This window comes from Sphingomonas sp. So64.6b, from assembly GCF_014171475.1.
Lineage (GTDB): Bacteria > Pseudomonadota > Alphaproteobacteria > Sphingomonadales > Sphingomonadaceae > Sphingomonas > Sphingomonas alpina_A.
Window position 1 is genome coordinate 269,669 of sequence record NZ_CP048817.1, and the last position, 17,781, is coordinate 287,449.

Consider the following 17,781-nt stretch of genomic DNA (forward strand, 5'->3'; position numbering starts at 1 on the left):
AGCTTTGTCCGTGCGGCCAACACTGGCAACGCCTTGGCGAATCGGAAGCTTCAACCAGGTCGCGATGACCGGCGATGCGACGTTGCCGGGGCGGAAGCATCGCGGTAGATTTTATCGTTGCGATCAATTCGCATTAGCGATAGAGGCTCGCCCCGCTAAGGGGATCGCAATGACATCGAGCAAGTTTCTTGGGCTTTCGGGCGCCGTATTGATCGCGCTGACAAGCGGCACGGCATGGGCGGCGGACGGCGCGCCAACCGGGACGCCGGACGGCGACCGGCGCGATGATATCATCGTCACGGGCGAGCGCGCCAAGCAGGATGCAGGTGCCGGCACCAAGACCGCCACCCCGCTGATCGAGACGCCGCAGCCAATCACGATCCTGACCGAAGACATGTTCCGCGCGCAGGGCGCGATCAGTATCAGTGACACGGTGCGTTATGCCGCCGGGATCACGGCGAATCCCTATGGCCGCGACACGCGCGTCGACAGCTTTGCCATTCGCGGCATCGATGCGCTGCAGTTCCGTGACGGCATGCGTGACATTTTCGGCTCCTATGTCAGCACCACGTCCGACCCGTATAATTTTTCGCGGGTTGAGGTGGTGCGCGGGCCAGCTTCGGTCCTGTTTGGCCAGGGGTCGATCGGCGGCATCGTCAACCTTGTGTCAAAGACTCCCGAGTTCACGACCCGCGGTGAGATCGCGGCAGTTTATGGCAGCGACAACCGCAAGGAGCTGCTCGCCGACATCAACGGCCCGATCGCCGACGGCTTGGCCGCGCGGCTGGTCGCACGGGTGCGTGATTCCGATACGTTCATCGACAATGTGCGTGACGATCGCGTGATGATCGCGCCGTCGCTGCGCTGGCAGCCCGGCACCGACACGGACATCACGCTGCTGGGTCTTTATCAGAACGATCATGGCGGCTCGACACCGCAATTCCTGCCGATCGTCGGCACGCTGTACGACAATCCCGGCAATCCGCGGCTGCCGCGCACCTTGTTCGTCGGAAAGCCGGGCCATGACCGCTATGATGGCCGGCTGCTGCAGGGCACGGCGATGGTCAAGCAGCGCATCACCGACCAGATCGAGCTGAACCTGAAGGCGCGTTATATCGACAGCGATGTGAGCTATTTCACGCATTATACCAACAGCTATTCAAATCCGACCGACCCTTATCTGGCCGGTAGCAACGGGCGGTTGATCCAGCTTTACAGCGACGACAAGCTGGCGACGCTGAACGTCTTCACCACCGACAATAACCTTCAGATCAAGTTCGATACGGGCGCCGGGATCAGTCATCTGCTGCTCGTGGGCGTGGATTATAGCTGGAACCGCTTTACCGAGCGTTATGGGTCAGGCGTCGAAACCGTCGACCTGTACAATATTGATCGTGCCGCGCTGTCTATTCCGGTGATCGACCCCGTCGCGGCGCGACAATCGCAAAAACAGCTTGGCCTTTATGTCCAGGACCAGATCCGCTTTGCCGACCGCGTCTCGGTAGTGCTCGGCGCGCGGCGCGATCATGTCTCAAGCCCCGGCGTGCCGTCCGATAATGCCACGACCTTCCGCGCCGGCATCATCGGCGAGATCGGCGCCGGCATCTCGCCCTTTTTCAGCTACACCGAAAGCTTCCAGCCGATCGCCGGGTTCAGCACCGGCGGTTCGGCGTTCAAACCCCAGAAGGGAACCCAATATGAGGCTGGTGTGAAATGGCAGCCCGACGCTTCTACGCTGGTGACCGTCACAGGATTCCATATCCGGGAGAGCAACCGTCCGATCGCTGACCCGGCCAATCCGCTCGGTCAGATCCAGTCGGGCGAACTGACAACCAAGGGGTTCGAGGTCGAAGCGACCCGCACCCTGCCGGGCAATTACGAGCTGTCGGTCAACTATGGTTATAACAAGCTCGAGACGAAGGACTCGCCCTACTTCGACTATTACCCGCGTCACAACGCATCGATCTGGGGCATGAAGACGCTGCCGGTGAGTGATGCCGTCTCGCTCCGGCTCGGCGCCGGCGTTCGCTACACTGGAAATCGCAAGTCGGTCGGTCCGGTCTGGACGATTGTGACGGGCGACAACACACTGGTCGATGCGCTGGCCGAACTCGAATGGAGCAAATGGCGCCTGTCGGTGAACGCCACGAACCTGTTCAACCAATCTTATTTCGCTTCTTGCCTGTCGCGCGGTGATTGCTTCATCGGCGCGCCCCGCAACGTGATGGGCACGCTGGCCTACCACTTCTGACCCGAGTGAGCGGCGCGGCTGCCTGGGTTGGCCGAATCAAACCACCTCCGTTCGGGCTGAGCTTGTCGAAGCCCAAGCGCTGCACATGCCCTTCGACAAGCTCAGGGCGAACGGTGGGTGGTGGATGAAGCCAGTGCGAACTGCCCTAGCCGTTGCCGCTTGCCGACGCCCTGACCATCTCCGCTGTCGCGTCGTCGGCGGGAAAAAAGGTTTCCAGCGTCAGTTCCGACAAGGTCACGTCCTGCGCCGTGCCGAACACGGTGGTGGTACTGAGGAAGCTCAACACCTGATCGCCGGCGAGTAATTTCAGCGGCACGGCGATACCGCCCAGATCCTGCGGCCGTACATCGGCCATTGGCGGGGCCGGATAGCTTTCCAGTTCGATGACGAGATCGTCCAGGTCGGCGTCGCCGACCGCCTGCGCCTGTTGCCTGAGGCGTGTGATCAGATGGTGACGCCATTCCGCGAGGTTGACGATGCGCGGCGCGAGCCCTTCAGGATGCAGCGCCAGCCGTAGGACGTTGGGTGCCTCAAGCAGTGCCGGCGCCACGCCGACGAGGAGCGGGGCGACCCCGCGATTCGCCGCGATCAGGTTCCAGCGCCGGTCGGCCACCAGGGCGGGCCAGGGTTCGTGGCCCGTCAGGATCAGGTCGATCGCGCGCCGCGCGCCGGCCATCTCCGGATCGTCGAGCGATCGTTCGCCGAACAGCGGCGCGAAGCCGGCGGCGGTCAGCATCAAATTGCGCTCGCGCATCGGCACGTCGAGCTGTTCCGACAGGCGTAGCACCATGTCGCGGCTCGGCCGCGCGCGCCCAGTTTCGACGAAACTCAGATGGCGTGCGGAAATCTCCGTATCGAGCGCGAGATCAAGCTGGCTCATGCGCCGTTTACGGCGCCATTCGCGCAAATGATCTCCAACGTTCCGTGCAGCAACCGACATGGGCGTTCCTCCGTGACAGGTGAATAGATCGGCATACGACGAGCCGCCATTACCTTCGACGTAATCGACGCGCCTACCTCGTTCGGCGAGAACCTCCTCACCAACAACGCCTGCCCAAATGGAGGACATCATGACCGACACGACCAATCAGACCGTCCGCAAGATCCTCGGCCTCGATGCGCTGACTTGCCTGCTCGCCGGTGCGGCGATGAGCCTTGGTGCGACGATGCTCGCCGGGCCGACCGGCCTTCATGCGACTCTCTTGCTGATTGCCGGGGTCAGCCTGTTCCCGGTTGCTGCGCTGTTTGCCTGGATGGCCAGAACGCCGCTGCTCAATACACCGCTCGTCCTGCTGGCGGTGATCGGCAATATCGGCTGGGTTGCAGCAAGTATCGCCGTGCTGCTGATGACCGAGCCGACCGCGTTCGGTGCGATCTTCGTGCTCGCCCAGGCGCTGGTGGTCGCGCTGCTCGCCTGGCTTGAGTTCAATCATCGTCCGCAGGCTCGCGCGACGCTCGCCGTCTGAAAAAATCAATGGTTCTTTGGCGGTGGTCCCATAAGGGGCCGCCGCCTTCTTTCGCGGGTCGCCCGTGGCGGGGCGGAGTTTAAGCCGGCACCAGCCATCCCCGATAATGGATCACCGGCCCGATCAGCGGCAACGCGATCGGCACGTCGAACTTGAACCGCCCATCCTCGACCCATTCCCGCGCCACCGTGCGCGGCGCGAGGAACAGAGGCAGGGGGAGGCGCAGAACGGACCAGCCTCGCATTAGCATCGTCAATCCCTGCTCGTCCGAGGGCAAGTCGAAGCGGAATCGTAAAGGTCCGAAACGCTCGACCAACTGCCCGCTTTCCTCGCAAAGATTGCTATGGAAAGCCTGGTCCGAAAAGGTCCGCGTCCAGCGCTCGACCCCATGCTCTTCGCGAAACCCGACATGCAGCGTATGCTCGCCCGCGGCCGGAAAGCGCATCAGTGCGCCGATCAGCCGGGCCAGCGGATTGCGCCCGCGCTCGACCGTCGCCCGCCCGCTCGCGCCGCCGTCACGCAGCACCTGGTGCATGGCCCGCACCTCGAGCGGCAGCGCCGCGAAACGAACGCCCATGACGCGGTCGTACAGCGCGGGCCGCTGCTCGAATTCCTCGCTCTCATGCCGGATCGATAGCCCGGTAAAGCTGGGCTCGAAGTCGGCAAGATCGAGCAGTGGTCCGGCATCGCCCGCACCGTGCGGCATGCCGGCGATCCGGTCGGCGATGATTTCGGCGGCCAGCGTCGGAATCTCCGGCCCGTCGCCATCGCTCGCGATCAATGTCCAGCGGCGTTCGACCCTTCTGCCCGCGACCAGCCCGAACACGCGCACGACCATCGCGGAGCGGTCCGACCCCCAGCCGGCGGTCAGTCGCTGCAACGGCAACAACCACCGCGCCAGGCCGGCCAGCGACCCGAGCCAGCCCCATCGCACCAGCCAGCTCGCCATCCATAAGGTCAGGTTCTGGAACGCCAGCTCGGTCCCGGCGCGAAAGATGACCGCCGGCTTACCCGGCAGCCGGCCTGGCAGCAGATCGAGATCGGGCACATCGGCCAGCGCGACCAGCCGGTGGCTGAGCGCGGTGCCGTCGCGCAGTGCGAAGCGCTCGCGCCGCATCTCCTGCCAGCCATGCGACGTGAACCGGCGTGCGCCGCGCCACAGGGACAGGGGTTTGCCGGCATAACTCAGAATTGCCGCAGCGACCGACGCACCCGCCGCCGCCCGGTTGGACGCGCTGATCGCCATTTCGACTGCTGTCACCCGCTCCATGCCGATTGTCAGGTTTCGAATCACGGCACCCGATAAGGCGGGGACGCTGGACGCGCCCGATACAACCGCCACGCCGGCTTCCTTTGCCGCCCCATCAAGCATTGAGATGCCCGCGACGAAGGCGCGACCATCGGCAAGATCGAGATAATGGACCTGCGCGTCGATACAGGCCTGGACGACATGGTGACCGCTGCCCTGGAACGGCCCGGCCGCATCGATCAGCAGGTCGGGATGATGTTCGGCCAACACCGCGCCGAGATCGCCATCGCGATCGGCGACGACCGGCATGGCATTGGGCAGATCATCGCAGAATGCCGCCGCCTTGCCGAGATGCCGCCCCGCCACCAGTATGTCATGCCCCCGGGCAGCAAGGCGCCGCGACAGTCGCGCGCCGAACCCGCCATAGCCGCCGAGAATCAGGATGCGGCTCACAATACGCGTGCGCGATCGGCGGGGGAGGGCAGCCAGCATGTCTCGCGCTTACCAAACAGCCGGTAGCGGTTGCTCGCGATCAGGCGATAGATCGGGTCACGCAGGATATGCGGCACCAGGCGAAACACTTCCGCCGCGCGCCATGGCCAGCCGCAGCCCGACCAGATCGCGATCACCGCATCGGAATCGGTCAGGACTTGCCGCCCATCGACGACGATCAGCGTCTCGGGTCTGGCCGGGTCGATGCCATGCGCGCGATACAGCGCATCACCGATCGGTCCCTGCATCGACGCCAGGCGGAAATGGTGGCGCTTGTCATGGCGCAGGACGAACCGGGCATTCGCCGAACACAATATGCACAGCGCATCGAACACGATGATCGGGCCGTCGCGAGTGATCCTGTCGAGGTCGAGCGTGTCGGGCGGCATTGGCTGCCTTAAGCCCGTGGGGAGGGCGCGTGTCCAGCATATCCTCCCCGTGCCGGGGATTAGGGATCAGCCCTTCCTCAGTTGCTCCGACGCCACTCGCTGCAACGCCACCGCCTCGCTTGGCGAGATACCCAGCTCGTCTGCCGCGCGTTCCTTATCGCCGAGCGTGCGCGGATCGACGCCGGTGATCTTCCCGAACACCATCAGCGCTTCGAGATAATAGCCATAGGTGCTGCCGTGATACTGGTCATAGGTCCACAGATCGACCTGGCCAAACGGCTTGCCATCATAAGGATTGGCGTCGGCGACACCTTCACTCATCGCACGGGTCCAGGCTTCGCCGACCGGGATCACGCCGTCGATGTCGCGTGATGACCGTTTCGCCAGATCCGACGCCGCGCGCAGGTTGGCGGTCATCACGGTGATCGGCTTGTCCAGCCATGGGCTCTTCTTCCTGTACACCAGATCGGCGCGCGCCCAGGTCGCGATCAGCTCGACATCGACCGCCGGATTGGCGGCGGTGAACATTGCGGCGAGCAGGCCGGCATTGGCGACATGCGAGCGCGGATCGCCCGGCGCGTCGCGGTTGAGCGTGCTGTGGCCCTGCAAGATGACCACGTCCCAGGCCCGGTTGAGCAGCGCGCGCTTGGTCTGGTAATGCCGGTCCAGGCCCTGGCCGCCGATCGTCTCCAGGCTGACGGCGTAGTTCAGTCCGGCCTGTTCGGTGAAGGTCTTGAACAGCGCGGGTATGCCACCGACGCGCTCGTTGTTCAGGTCGGTCACCGCGTCGCTGCGATAGTAATGCACCGCCGAATGGCCGCCATAGGTGAAGCTGTTGCCGACGAACAGGATCGTGCGCGCCTTTTCCTGCGCTGCGGCGGGCGCGATGCTCGCCCCCAGCGCCGCTAACGCCAGACCCGTCCTCAGCAAAAGCTTGATCATCATGTCGTCCTTTTAGAATTTCTTGCCGATGGTGACATAAAGCTGGCGACCATAGGGGCTGTAAAGCGATCCCAGATAGCCGTCCGCGGTGATCGGCGGCTGCTTATCGAACAGGTTGCGCGCGCCAAGCCGGATGCGCGTGCCGTCCAGCGCGCCGCCCTTGAAGCGATATTGCGCGTAGAGGTTGAACGTCGTCTGGCCCTCGATGACATAGGGGTTGCCCTCCGTGTCGAGGAAGTTGGTGTCGTAGACCGAACTGGTCAGATTGGCGAAGCCGCCGATCTGGATCCGGTCGAGCGTCCAGGTCAGCGATCCGGTCACGCGCCACTTCGGCTTGCCGCGCACCTGGATCAGGTCACTCGCATCCGTCAGCGGCGTCGCCGAGTTGATGTCGCCTGCAGCACGTGCGTCGAACAGGGCTTGCACCGCCGGCGGCGTGTCGCGCGAATATTTGGTCAGCCGCGCGGCGTTGATCGACAGGTCGAAATCGCCGATTCCGGTCTTTTTGACGTTGTAGAGCAGCGCGAGATCGATGCCCTGCACCGTCTGCGGCAGCAAATTGACGAACTGGTCGCGGATCTGCGTCACGGCACCCGCCGGTGCCAGTCCGGTGCCCGCGAAAAATGCAATATCGTCGGCGTTCGGCACGGCGCGGATGACATTCGGATTGCTCGATCCCTGCATGCGCAGCAGATAGTCGAGCACCAGTGCGTTCTGTGGGCCGAACTGGCCGACGATGCCGACCTGGCTGATCGCCCAGAAGTCCGCGGTCAGGGTCAGCCTGCCATAGCGGCTCGGCCAGAATTTGGGCTGCAATACCGTGCCCACGCTCCAGTTGGTGCTGTTCTCCGGCTTCAGGTCAGGATTGCCGCTGACGAAGATTGAATAGCTGATGCCGCGCGAGCAGGCGCCAAAGTTCGGGATCGGGGTGCGCGGCGGGGGGAGGTGCAGGTCGGCTTCGCAGCGGTAGAAATCGGTGTTCGACCCCAAGCGAGAATATTGCACCGTCTTGGTCTGCTCCAGGTTCGGCGCACGGAAGCCCTTGGACCAGGAACCACGTAGCCGCAGCCCGTCGACAAGGTCCCAGGCAGCGGCGATCTTCGGCTTCGCAACCGATCCGAAGTCGCTGTAATGCTCGTAACGACCGGCCAGTTGGACATCGAGGCGGCGAACCAGCGGGATGTTCATGTCCGGCCCGACAATGGGCACGGCCAGTTCGGCGAACCCGGAGAACACTGTGCGGTCGCCTTGCGTGCTCGGCGTCGGGCTGACCGCCGCGACGTTGCTGGTCGAGACTTCGCCGGTCACCGAATCGGTGAAGACGATGTCACCATTGAGATTGGAATCGCGCTCGTCACGCTGCGTTTCATGCCGTGCCTCGATCCCGAACGCGATGCCCAGGTCGCCGCCGGGCAGAGTGAACAGATCGGGGCGCGACAGCTTGAAATCGCCCAGAGTCAGCGTGGTGGTCGATTGCCGGCGCAGCTTGAACTTGATCGCATCGATCGCCGCCTGGGAGGAGGGGTTGCAGTCGCCGGCGCTCGGCGTCGCCGCACAGCCGCCGTTGAACGGGTTATAGGCATCGGGCGTGGAGAGCGCGAGGCTGCGTTGCAGCGCGGTCATGTTGATCGCGTCGGAGCGGTCGGTCGCCCGCGCCTTCGAATAGAGCAAAGCGGTATCGAAATCGAAGCTGCCGATCCTGCCCTTCAGTCCGCCGAGAAAGCGCACCTGCCAATTCTTCACATCGACATATTGCGGCCCGGTATCGACGAAACGATAGGTCGACAGCCGTACCGGCAGGCCGGCCACGGGCACATTGGTCAGACCCGGAATGCGGTTCGGATTGGCCGCGCCATTGGCGAAGGTTACCGGTCCGAACGGGTTCCAGTAATTGCTCGCGGGAACGACAATCGCGTTGAGATTGATCGTCGGCGGTTGGATCGCGTGCGTTTCGGCCTGGTAATAGCCGATTTCGGCATAGGCGGTGACGTTGTCGCTGATGTCGTAATGCGCGGTCAGGAAGCTGTTGTAGCGCTCGATACTCGGCGTGACGGTGGTGCCGATCGCGCCATCGAACCGCTCGTTGCGCAGCGTCGTCGCGGTCGCGCGCGTGCCGGAGCCATAGCAGGTGTCGGCGTTGATCGTGACAAGGCAGCCGGGATTGAGAATCGACTGGGTGTGGAACGCGCCGGCCGAGCTGGTCAGCGCGCGCGTGCCCATGCGGATCGTGCCGGGACCGCCGACGACCGCGAAGTTCGCCCAGGGCGCTTGGGTCGCACGTCCGTCCGAGCCGAGATTGCTCGCGAAATCAGGGTTGTCCGCAAAGAAGGCACGCAGGTCGGCGGTCGCGGTATAGGGCTGGTCCTCGGCCAGCTGCGCGGTGCGTTTGGTGTAATCGAGGAACAGCGAGACATTGCCGCGCCCGTCGGCGAAATTGGTGCCGCCGAACGCGGTCAGCTCATATTCCTTGCGGTGCGTACCCTCGGCATATTGATAGCGGCCATCAACCGTCAGGCCTTGAAAGTCGGTCTTGGTCACGGTGTTGACCACGCCGGCGACCGCGTCCGCGCCATAGATAGCGGCGGCGCCATCGCGCAGGATTTCGAGCCGCTCGATACCGGCAACGGGAATCGCGTTGGAATTATAGCCAAGTACGGGGATATTGCCCTCGCCGGCCTGGCTGGAGGGATGCTGCACCAGGCGGCGGCCGTTGAGCAGCACCAAAGTGTTGCCGGTGCCGAGGTTGCGCAAATTGATCGAATTGACGTCTCCGCGCGCGGCGTTGCTGGTCTGCGGGTTATTCGACGGGTTGAAGCTGACTTCGCCCATTTGCGGGATCGAGCGGATCAGATCGTCGCCCGACAACGCGCCGGTTGCTTCGATCTCCTTCGCGCTGACCACCGTTACCGGCAGCGCCGCGGTCGAACTAACGCCGCGGATCTGCGTGCCGACGACGACGATGTCGCCCTCGGGCTGCGGCGTCCCGGCATCATCTGGCGTATCCGATGCGATCCCCGGCACTGTGTTGTCGACCGGCTGTGGCGGCGCCTCCTGTGCCAAGGCCGCGCCTGATATGGTCAGCGCAATCAACCCTGTTCCCGCGCAAAGCACGGCACGAAGCCCCTTGGTCATGTCTATCCTCCCTGTTCGATTATTGTTTTGTCGTTGTCGGCGATCAGATCGGCGGTCTGACGATTGGCCAGCACCGCATTGAGCTGGTCGCGGTCGAGCGCATTTTCCCAGCGCGCGACGACGATCGTCGCGACCGCATTGCCCATGAAATTGGTCAGGCTGCGGCATTCCGACATAAAGCGGTCGACGCCGAGGATCAGCGCCATGCCCGCGACCGGCACCGAGGGTACGATCGACAGCGTCGCGGCGAGCGTGATGAAGCCCGCCCCGGTGACGCCCGCCGCGCCCTTGGACGACAGCATCGCCACGCCGAGCAGCGCGAGTTCCTGTCCCAAAGTCAGGTCGACATTGCACGCCTGCGCGATGAACAGGGCGGCCAGCGTCATATAGATGTTGGTGCCGTCGAGATTGAACGAATAACCGGTCGGCACGACCAGCCCGACGATCTTCTTGTCGCAGCCGGCGCGCTCAAGCTTCTCCATCAGGCTGGGCAAGGCGGCCTCGGATGAAGAGGTGCCGAGTACGAGCAGCAGTTCGGCCTTGAGATAGGCGATCAGGCGGAAGATCGAGAAGCCATGCAGCCGCGCAACCGCGCCGAGGATGACCAGCACGAAGAATAGCGACGTCAGATAGAAGGTCGCGACCAGCGCGCCGAGATTGACCAGGCTGCCCGCGCCATATTTGCCGATGGTGAAGGCGATCGCACCGAACGCGCCGATCGGCGCGACGCGCATCAGGATCGCGACCAGCTTGAACACCACGATGGCAGTGCGTTCGATCAGGTCGAGGATCGGCTCGCCCGGCCTTCCGACCAGCAGCAGCGAAATGCCGAACAGGATCGCGACGAACAATGTCTGCAGGATCGATCCGTCGGTCAGTGCCGAGACCATCGTCGTCGGTACGATCGCCATCAGGAAATCGACGAAGTTGGTTTCAGCCGCCTGGTGGCTGTAATCGGCCACCGCCGCGCTGTGCAGCGTCGAGGGGTCGATGTTCATGCCCGCGCCCGGCTGCACGACATTGGCGACGACCAGGCCGACGACCAGCGCAAGGGTCGAGAAGAACAGGAAATAACCGAACGCCTTGCCGGCGACGCGGCCGACGGTCGACAGTTCGCGCATGCTGGCGATGCCGCTGACCACGGTCAGGAGGATCACCGGCGCGATGATCATCTTCACCAGCTTGATGAAGAAATCGCCGAGCGGCTTCAGCGCTTCGCCGGTCGCTGGCCAGAAATGGCCGACGATCACGCCAAGGATGATCGCGACGATCACCTGGACATAGAGATGCGCGTAGATCGGCGTGCGGCGATGGGCACCGGGCAATGCTGCGCTGACAGATACTTTCATCGATCCCCTCAAAGGCGCTTGATGCGCCGGGCCTCTTTGTAGCTGGACCCTCTGCGGCTATCCTAATCTCGCCTTGGGCCCGTGCCAGCAAAGCGATGAAATGCTTCAAGGTATTGGGATCAAATGATAATTCCTCCGGCTTGTGGATATATGGACTTGAGAAATGTGCGATTATCCGCACATGCATTTTCCTGATGTGTGATAAATCGCTCAAGTGACTCGATTCCGTACCCCCCGGTTTGCCCTGATCCTGGCTTTGCTGCTGATCGGCGCGGCAGCGCTGATCCTGGCCAGCGGGCGCTGGGCACTGGGTGAGGCTGAACGTCATGCCGACACGGCGGCTCGCCAGACGGCGAACGTGCAGGCCGGCTTGCTCGCCAGCGAGCTGCAGAAATTCCGTCTCCTGCCGCTGGTGCTGATCGACTATCCCGATGTCGCCACGATGCTCGATGGCGGCGACGCGGCGACGCAGCAGCGGCTTAACGGCACACTCGAACTGTTCGCGCATCGCACCGATGCGGCGGCGATCTATGTGATCGATGCCCAGGGCCGTACGCGCGCCGCAAGCAACTGGCGGTTGCCGACCAGCTTCGTCGGGCAGAATTATGCTTTCCGTCCCTATTTCCGCGACGCGATGCGCGCCGGCGGGTCGGAGCTGTTCGCGCTCGGCACAGTCAGCGGACGGCCCGGCCTGTTCCTCGCCCGGCGGGTCGATCGCGGCGGTCGCGCGCTTGGCACGGTCGTGGTCAAGGTCGAGTTCGACCGCGTCGAGCAAGCCTGGGCACATGCCGGCGGAATCAGTTTCGTGACCGATCCGCACGGTGTGATCCTGATCACCAGCCGGCCCGACTGGCGCTTCCGCACCACTCATGCGCTTGACGCCGCGACGCTGGCCGATGCGCGTCGTACCCTGCAGTTCGGCGCGAAACCGCCAGTGGCCGCACCGCTCTCGTTGGGCCGATCCTCCGCGACCGTACCGCTCGGTGACCGCACGGCGCGCTACCGTGTGGCGCGCTCGCCTGCCGCGCTTTCCGGCGCGGTACTGGTGCGGCTCGAGCCGCTCGAACCGGCGCTGGCCGCTGCAACGACGCGTGCCCGGCTCTGGGGCGTTGCGATCCTGTTGCTGGTCGGTCTCGCGGCGGGGTTCTTCATTCGCGCTGCCGACACGCGGCGCTTGCAGAACGAGGCGCGCGTCGCGCTTGAGAAGGAAGTGGCGCACCGCACTGTCGAGCTACGCGACGCCAATGCCCGGCTGACGGTGGAATCGCACGAACGGATCGAAGCCGATCACCGCTTTCGCGCCGCGCGTGAGGAACTCGCTCAGGCCAACCGCCTCGGATCAATCGGGCAAATCACGGCGGGCGTCGCGCATGAGATCAATCAGCCGGTCGCCGCGATTCGCACCTTTGCCGAAAACGCCGTGCGTTTCCTCGACCGCGGCGCACCCGATACGGCGCGCGGCAATCTCGATCAGATCGTCGGCCTCACCGCGCGGATCGGCACGATCACCGCTGAACTGCGCTCCTTTGCGCGGCGCCGCACGCCGGCGACCGGCGCGGTGCCGATCGCCTCGGTGATCGATGGTGCGTTGTTGCTGATCGGCGAGCAGGCCAGGAGGGTGATCGCGGTCGACCTGCCGCCATCCTTGCGCGATGTGACGGTGGTGGGCGACCGCGTGCGGCTCGAACAGGTGCTGATCAACCTGCTGCAGAATGCGCTCGATGCGGTCGAGACGATGGCCGATCGGCACGTGTCGATCCGGGTCACCGGGGACACCGATGTGCAACTCGCGGTCACCGACAATGGCGGCGGCATCGACCCCGGCATCGCGGACACGCTGTTCACGCCCTTCGCCTCGTCCAAGCCCGAAGGCCTTGGTCTCGGTCTCGCCATCGCCCGTGACATCGCGCGCGAATTCGGCGGCGATGTCGCGCTTAGTCCGCCGTCATCGCCGACCGGCGCAACTTTCCTTTTCGCATTGAGGCGCGCCTGATGTTCGACATCGCCCAATCGGTCATCTTCGTCGAAGATGACGACCAGCTTCGCGACGCGACCGTCCAGGCGCTCGAACTGGCCGGTTTCGCGGTGCAGGCCTTTGCCGGCGCATCGGACGCGCTGCTCGCGATCACCCCGGATTTCACCGGTGTCGTCGTCTCCGACATCCGCATGCCGAAGATGGACGGGCTGCAACTGCTCGATCATGTCCGCGCGCTCGACGCCGACATTCCGGTGATCCTGGTCACCGGGCATGGCGACGTGACCATGGCAGTGTCGGCGCTGCACGACGGCGCGTTCGATTTCCTGATCAAGCCGTTCGCCGCCGATCACCTGACCGCAAGCGTCGCGCGCGCTCTCGAACGCCGGCAGTTGGTGATCGACAATCGTTCCTTGCGCGCGGCGGCGGCGGAAGGGGACAGCGATAGCCCGTTGATCGGGGACAGCGCGCCGATGGTCCGGCTGCGCGCGACGATCCGGCAATTGGCGCAGGCCGATGTCGATGTGCTGGTCGAGGGGGAGACCGGCACCGGCAAGGAACTGGTCGCGCTGATGCTTCACCGCCTCGGCCCCCGGCGCGGCCGCCCGTTCGTCGCGGTCGATTGCGCTGCCTTGCCCGATGCGCTCGCCGAGACCGAGCTGTTCGGCCATGCCGCCGACAGCGTCGTCCATACCCGCCTATCGCGCACCGGGCGGATCGCCGGATCGAGCGGCGGCACCTTGCTGCTCGATGAGATCGACAGCATGTCGCCGGCGATCCAGGCCAAATTGCTCCGCGTGCTGGAGGAGCGCGAGGTGCTGCCGCTCGGCGCCGACCGTCCTCAGCCGGTCGACCTTCACGTCGTCGCGACGAGCAAGCGCAACCTCGCCGAGGCGGTCGCCGACGGCGCCTTTCGCGCCGACCTGTTCTACCGCCTCAACGTGCTGCGCCTGCGCGTGCCGCCGTTACGCGAACGCGCCGGTGACGTGCTCGCCCTGTTCGCGACCTTTGTCGACGAATTCAGGCAGCGGCTCGATGGTGCCGATGTCGTGCTCGACGATGGTTTGCGGCGTAAATTGCAGACGCACGACTGGCCCGGCAATGTTCGCGAGCTGCGCAATTTCGCACTGGAAACAGTGCTTGGCCTTCAGTCCGAGGATCATGCGCCGGCGCAGCCCGGTGCCGACTTGCCGACCCGCGTCAACCAGTTCGAGGCCAAGGCGATCGAGGACGCGCTCCGCGCCACCGGCGGACGGGTCGCGGCGGCGCTGACGCTGCTCGGCATTCCGCGCAAGACATTCTACGACAAGATCACCCGCCACGGCATCGACCTCGCCGCTTATCGCAACGGGTAGCGGGCCGGTGCCGTCTTGCCGGATCAAACTCCAGAACCTTCTATTTCCCGTCGGGCCCGTCCAGCTGCGCCGCTCCGGCGATCGATTTGGCCAGCTCGGACCATGGCGTCGGCCCGATATGCATCATGAAGAAGCGCTCGGGCTTCAGCCCTTCGCGCGCCGCCGCGTCGGTCACTTCGCTCACCGCTTGCGGAAAGGAATAACCGCGCTCGCCGCCGCCCTGAAACGGGTCGCTGCCATAAAGCAACCGGTGCTCGGGAAACCAGATCATCATCTGCCGTTCACTGACTTCGCCGTGAAGCGGATAGATCACCATGCGGTTGGCACCCGTGCCCAGCGTCGTCGCGCCGCTTACCGGGCGCAGGATCGCCTTGCGCGGCTTGCGCTGCAGCGCGTCGGGGCGGCTGGTATAGGGCGCGGCGATCACGCGCTTGAGGATCGGCGCGTTGATGTCGAGATGATAGATCGGAATGCCCGCCGCGACATATTCGCGCACCCCCGCCAGATGCGGCCATGAATCCGACGTCGTCACTACTGCCTTGACCGGCAAATCGGGGAAACGCCGCCGTGCCTCGGCGATCGACTTGGCGGCATAACCCGATGAGATCGGCGCTTCGATGATCACCACGCCGTCATCCTGTCGCACGAATGCGACGTTCCACGGCCCCGGCACCAGCACGATGCCGGGCGCGAGATCGACCGGCGGCTGGCGCGTGCTGCCGAACGGCATATCGCCGGGCGCGACGGGCGCGGGCAGCGCGGCAAACGCCGCGCGGATTTCCGGCGTGATCTGCAACTCGGCCTCGGTCGCCGGCGTGTCGAGGCTCAGCGTGCCGATCGCCCAGCTGCCCTCGGGCTGGCCGTTTCGCGTTATGTCCCATTGCAGCGGCATCTTCACGCCGCCCTTGCCGATCCACCAGAAACTGTACGACGTGCGCACCACCGTATCGCCGAGGAAGCGCCAGTAACCGGCGCGCGCCAGCGGCCCGGCATAATCCATCGCGGTCGGCAGATGCGTGTAGCGATCGAGGAAGATCGTCACCGGCGCGCCGTCCAGGCTGAACCTCACCACATCCTGCGGCACCGATTGCATCGTGACCGCCGGCGCGACACGCACATCCGGCGCATCGAGCGCGGTGAGCAGCAAGCGTTCCGGGCTTAGCGCCAATGTCTCGCGCGACAGCGTCACCATTTCGGCGGTGCCCGGGCTGCGCGCTTCGCCGGCAAGGCGCATTGCGGTGCTCTTGTCGGCGATGAACCCGGTGGTGAACTTGCCCATCGGATTGATCGTCGATTCGGTCACGCTGCGCTGCCGCCCGCGCTCATGGTCGTGCACATCGCTCACCACTTGATGCTCGACGATATAGGGTCCCTCAGGCCGCTCCGATTGCTCGAGCATGTTGCGATAACCGGTCGCGCTCCACCGAACCGCCTTGATCGCACGCAATTTCTCTTCGCCGCCCTGCGCGCTCAGCGCCTTGCGCAGCAGCACGCCCGCTGCGGGGTCGGCGGGCGGCGCCGGCCTTGGCGCGGGTGCCGCCTGCAGGGCAATCGTCAGCACGGCCATCGCAAACATCATCGTCTCCTCGTCAGTTGCGTCACGCCGCGTCCGCCGCCGCCGTGGTCCAGCCCAGGCCGGGTATCGTGATCGACCGCCGCCCCGACAAATCGGTGCGCGTGACCAGGATGTTGCGCCCCTCCATATAACTCATCACCCGCCGCGCCCGGCCAAGCGAGCTGGTGCCATAGGTCCGCGCGACCTCTTCGTCGCTTGGGCATGGCTCGCCCTCCTTCGCCGCGCGCGCGACCAGCAGGAACGCGCCGAGCATATCGTCGGGCAAGTCGTTGGCGGCGCGGATCACCTCGGCCCATTCCTCGTCGAGCCCGCCAAAGATCCCGGCCCGCGCCGCCGCCAGCCGCCGCGCGAACGCCGACGGCGTCAACGGCACGCGGTAAACCCCCGCCATCCGGCAGCGCACCTGAAAATCCTGGAACAGGACCGCGGCGGTGCGCGACGCGGCATCGGGATCGGCGACGATCGCGCGCATTACCTCGATGATCACCGCCTCGATATGCGCCGGATCTTCCGCAGGCTTGTCCGGGGCGGGATGGGCCTCCTCGGCATGCGAAATCTGCTCGATCAGCTCCTCGGCCGGCGCGGGGCGCGGCGGGGGAGGGGGCGCGAGCGGCAACATGTCCTCCAGCCCCTCGAGCAGGAATTGTTTCATGTCCGCCGCCGGTGCGCTGGGCAGCGGGGTCAGCACCGGGCTGCTGCTCCGCGCGGAGGTGTCGACCGCGCCGATGCGGATTTCCACCGGCCGCCGCGACACCGCCGGCCCCAGCGCCAGGAACGTGCCACGCTGCAAATCGCGGATCGCCTCCGCCTGGCGCCGCTCCATGCCGAGCAGATCGGCCGCGCGCGCCATGTCGATGTCGAGAAAGGTCCGACCCATCAGGAAATTCGACGCCTCGGCCGCGACATTCTTCGACAATTTCGCGAGGCGCTGCGTCGCGATGATCCCGGCCAGCCCGCGCTTGCGCCCGCGACACATCAGATTGGTCATCGCCGACAGCGATGCGCGCCGGATCTCCTCCGACACCTCGGCGCCAGCGGCCGGCGCGAAGATCTGCGCTTCGTCGACCACGACCAGCGCCGGATACCAGAACTCGCGCGGCGCATCGAACAGCCCGGACAGGAACGCGGCGGCGCAGCGCATCTGCCCCTCCATCTCCAGCCCTTCGAGACTCAGCACCACCGACGCGCGATGCTCGCGACAGCGCGCCGCGAACCGCGTCACTTCGCTGACCGAATAGGCCACCGCCTCGATCGCGGTATGCCCGTAGGGCCCGGCCAAAGTGGTGAAGTCGCCTTCGGGATCGATGATGATCTGCTGCACCTGCCCGGCGCTGCGCTCGAGCAGGCGGCGCAGCAGGTGCGACTTGCCCGACCCCGAATTGCCCTGCACGAGCAACCGCGTCGCGAGCAATTCTTCGAGATCGATCGGCACGCTCTTACCCGCGCCGTCGGTGCCCATGTCCACCTGAAACGTCATGTGCGCGACATGGCCGATGCAGGGGCAGGGGAGCAAGAGGTAAGCGTCGGACGGCCTTCTAAATTCCTCCCTCGCGCAGCGGGGGAGGGGGACCATTCGCCTCTTCCGGCGAATGGTGGAGGGGGCGC

The 17,781-nt window shown here is 65.1% G+C and carries 12 protein-coding genes; 4 read left to right on the plus strand and 8 right to left on the minus strand.

What is annotated here, in order from left to right; all coding sequences use genetic code 11:
• Positions 1 to 169 precede the first annotated feature (169 nt).
• Positions 170 to 2,251, plus strand: a complete 2,082-nt coding sequence (locus tag G4G27_RS01295; RefSeq protein ID WP_183111423.1) for a TonB-dependent siderophore receptor — start codon at positions 170 to 172, stop codon at positions 2,249 to 2,251.
• 145 nt (positions 2,252 to 2,396) lie between these two features.
• Here G4G27_RS01295 and G4G27_RS01300 read toward each other — a convergent pair whose 3' ends face one another.
• Positions 2,397 to 3,131 (minus strand): helix-turn-helix transcriptional regulator, encoded by a 735-nt coding sequence (locus tag G4G27_RS01300; protein ID WP_244624508.1) that lies wholly within the window; start codon positions 3,129 to 3,131, stop codon positions 2,397 to 2,399.
• Between the two features lie 190 nt (positions 3,132 to 3,321).
• Between G4G27_RS01300 and G4G27_RS01305 the strand changes: the two genes are divergently transcribed.
• Complete coding sequence (locus G4G27_RS01305; RefSeq protein WP_183111427.1) at positions 3,322 to 3,717, plus strand: hypothetical protein; 396 nt, start codon at positions 3,322 to 3,324, stop codon at positions 3,715 to 3,717.
• A 79-nt stretch (positions 3,718 to 3,796) separates the two neighbouring features.
• Here the strand turns inward: G4G27_RS01305 and G4G27_RS01310 are convergent, their stop codons facing one another.
• The 5 genes from G4G27_RS01310 to G4G27_RS01330 form a co-directional block, all read right to left on the minus strand.
• Complete coding sequence (locus G4G27_RS01310; RefSeq protein ID WP_183111429.1) at positions 3,797 to 5,419, minus strand: SDR family oxidoreductase; 1,623 nt, start codon at positions 5,417 to 5,419, stop codon at positions 3,797 to 3,799.
• Positions 5,416 to 5,847, minus strand: a complete 432-nt coding sequence (locus tag G4G27_RS01315) for a DCC1-like thiol-disulfide oxidoreductase family protein (RefSeq protein ID WP_183111431.1) — start codon at positions 5,845 to 5,847, stop codon at positions 5,416 to 5,418. The genes G4G27_RS01310 and G4G27_RS01315 overlap by 4 nt, the downstream gene beginning before the upstream one ends.
• A 66-nt stretch (positions 5,848 to 5,913) precedes the next feature.
• A complete protein-coding gene (locus tag G4G27_RS01320) occupies positions 5,914 to 6,792 on the minus strand; it encodes a DUF4886 domain-containing protein (protein ID WP_183111432.1) in 879 nt (292 codons plus the stop codon).
• Positions 6,793 to 6,801: 9 nt separating this feature from the next.
• A complete protein-coding gene (locus G4G27_RS01325; RefSeq protein ID WP_183111433.1) occupies positions 6,802 to 9,921 on the minus strand; it encodes a TonB-dependent receptor in 3,120 nt (1,039 codons plus the stop codon).
• 2 nt (positions 9,922 to 9,923) lie between these two features.
• Positions 9,924 to 11,270 (minus strand): dicarboxylate/amino acid:cation symporter, encoded by a 1,347-nt coding sequence (locus G4G27_RS01330; RefSeq protein ID WP_183111435.1) that lies wholly within the window; start codon positions 11,268 to 11,270, stop codon positions 9,924 to 9,926.
• 214 nt (positions 11,271 to 11,484) lie between these two features.
• Between G4G27_RS01330 and G4G27_RS01335 the strand changes: the two genes are divergently transcribed.
• Both G4G27_RS01335 and G4G27_RS01340 read left to right on the plus strand, forming a co-directional pair.
• On the plus strand, positions 11,485 to 13,263 hold the full coding sequence (locus G4G27_RS01335; protein WP_183111437.1) for an ATP-binding protein: 1,779 nt from the start codon (positions 11,485 to 11,487) through the stop codon (positions 13,261 to 13,263).
• The gene (locus G4G27_RS01340) at positions 13,263 to 14,600 is read left to right on the plus strand and encodes a sigma-54 dependent transcriptional regulator (RefSeq protein WP_183111439.1); all 1,338 of its coding nucleotides are present in this window, start codon (positions 13,263 to 13,265) and stop codon (positions 14,598 to 14,600) included. Before G4G27_RS01335 ends, G4G27_RS01340 begins: the two co-directional genes overlap by 1 nt.
• Before the next feature lie 40 nt (positions 14,601 to 14,640).
• Here the strand turns inward: G4G27_RS01340 and G4G27_RS01345 are convergent, their stop codons facing one another.
• Positions 14,641 to 16,176, minus strand: coding sequence for a hypothetical protein (locus G4G27_RS01345; RefSeq protein ID WP_183111441.1), 1,536 nt, complete (start codon positions 16,174 to 16,176; stop codon positions 14,641 to 14,643).
• Between the two features lie 22 nt (positions 16,177 to 16,198).
• Positions 16,199 to 17,653, minus strand: a complete 1,455-nt coding sequence (locus G4G27_RS01350; protein ID WP_183111443.1) for an ATP-binding protein — start codon at positions 17,651 to 17,653, stop codon at positions 16,199 to 16,201.
• Positions 17,654 to 17,781: the final 128 nt, after the last annotated feature.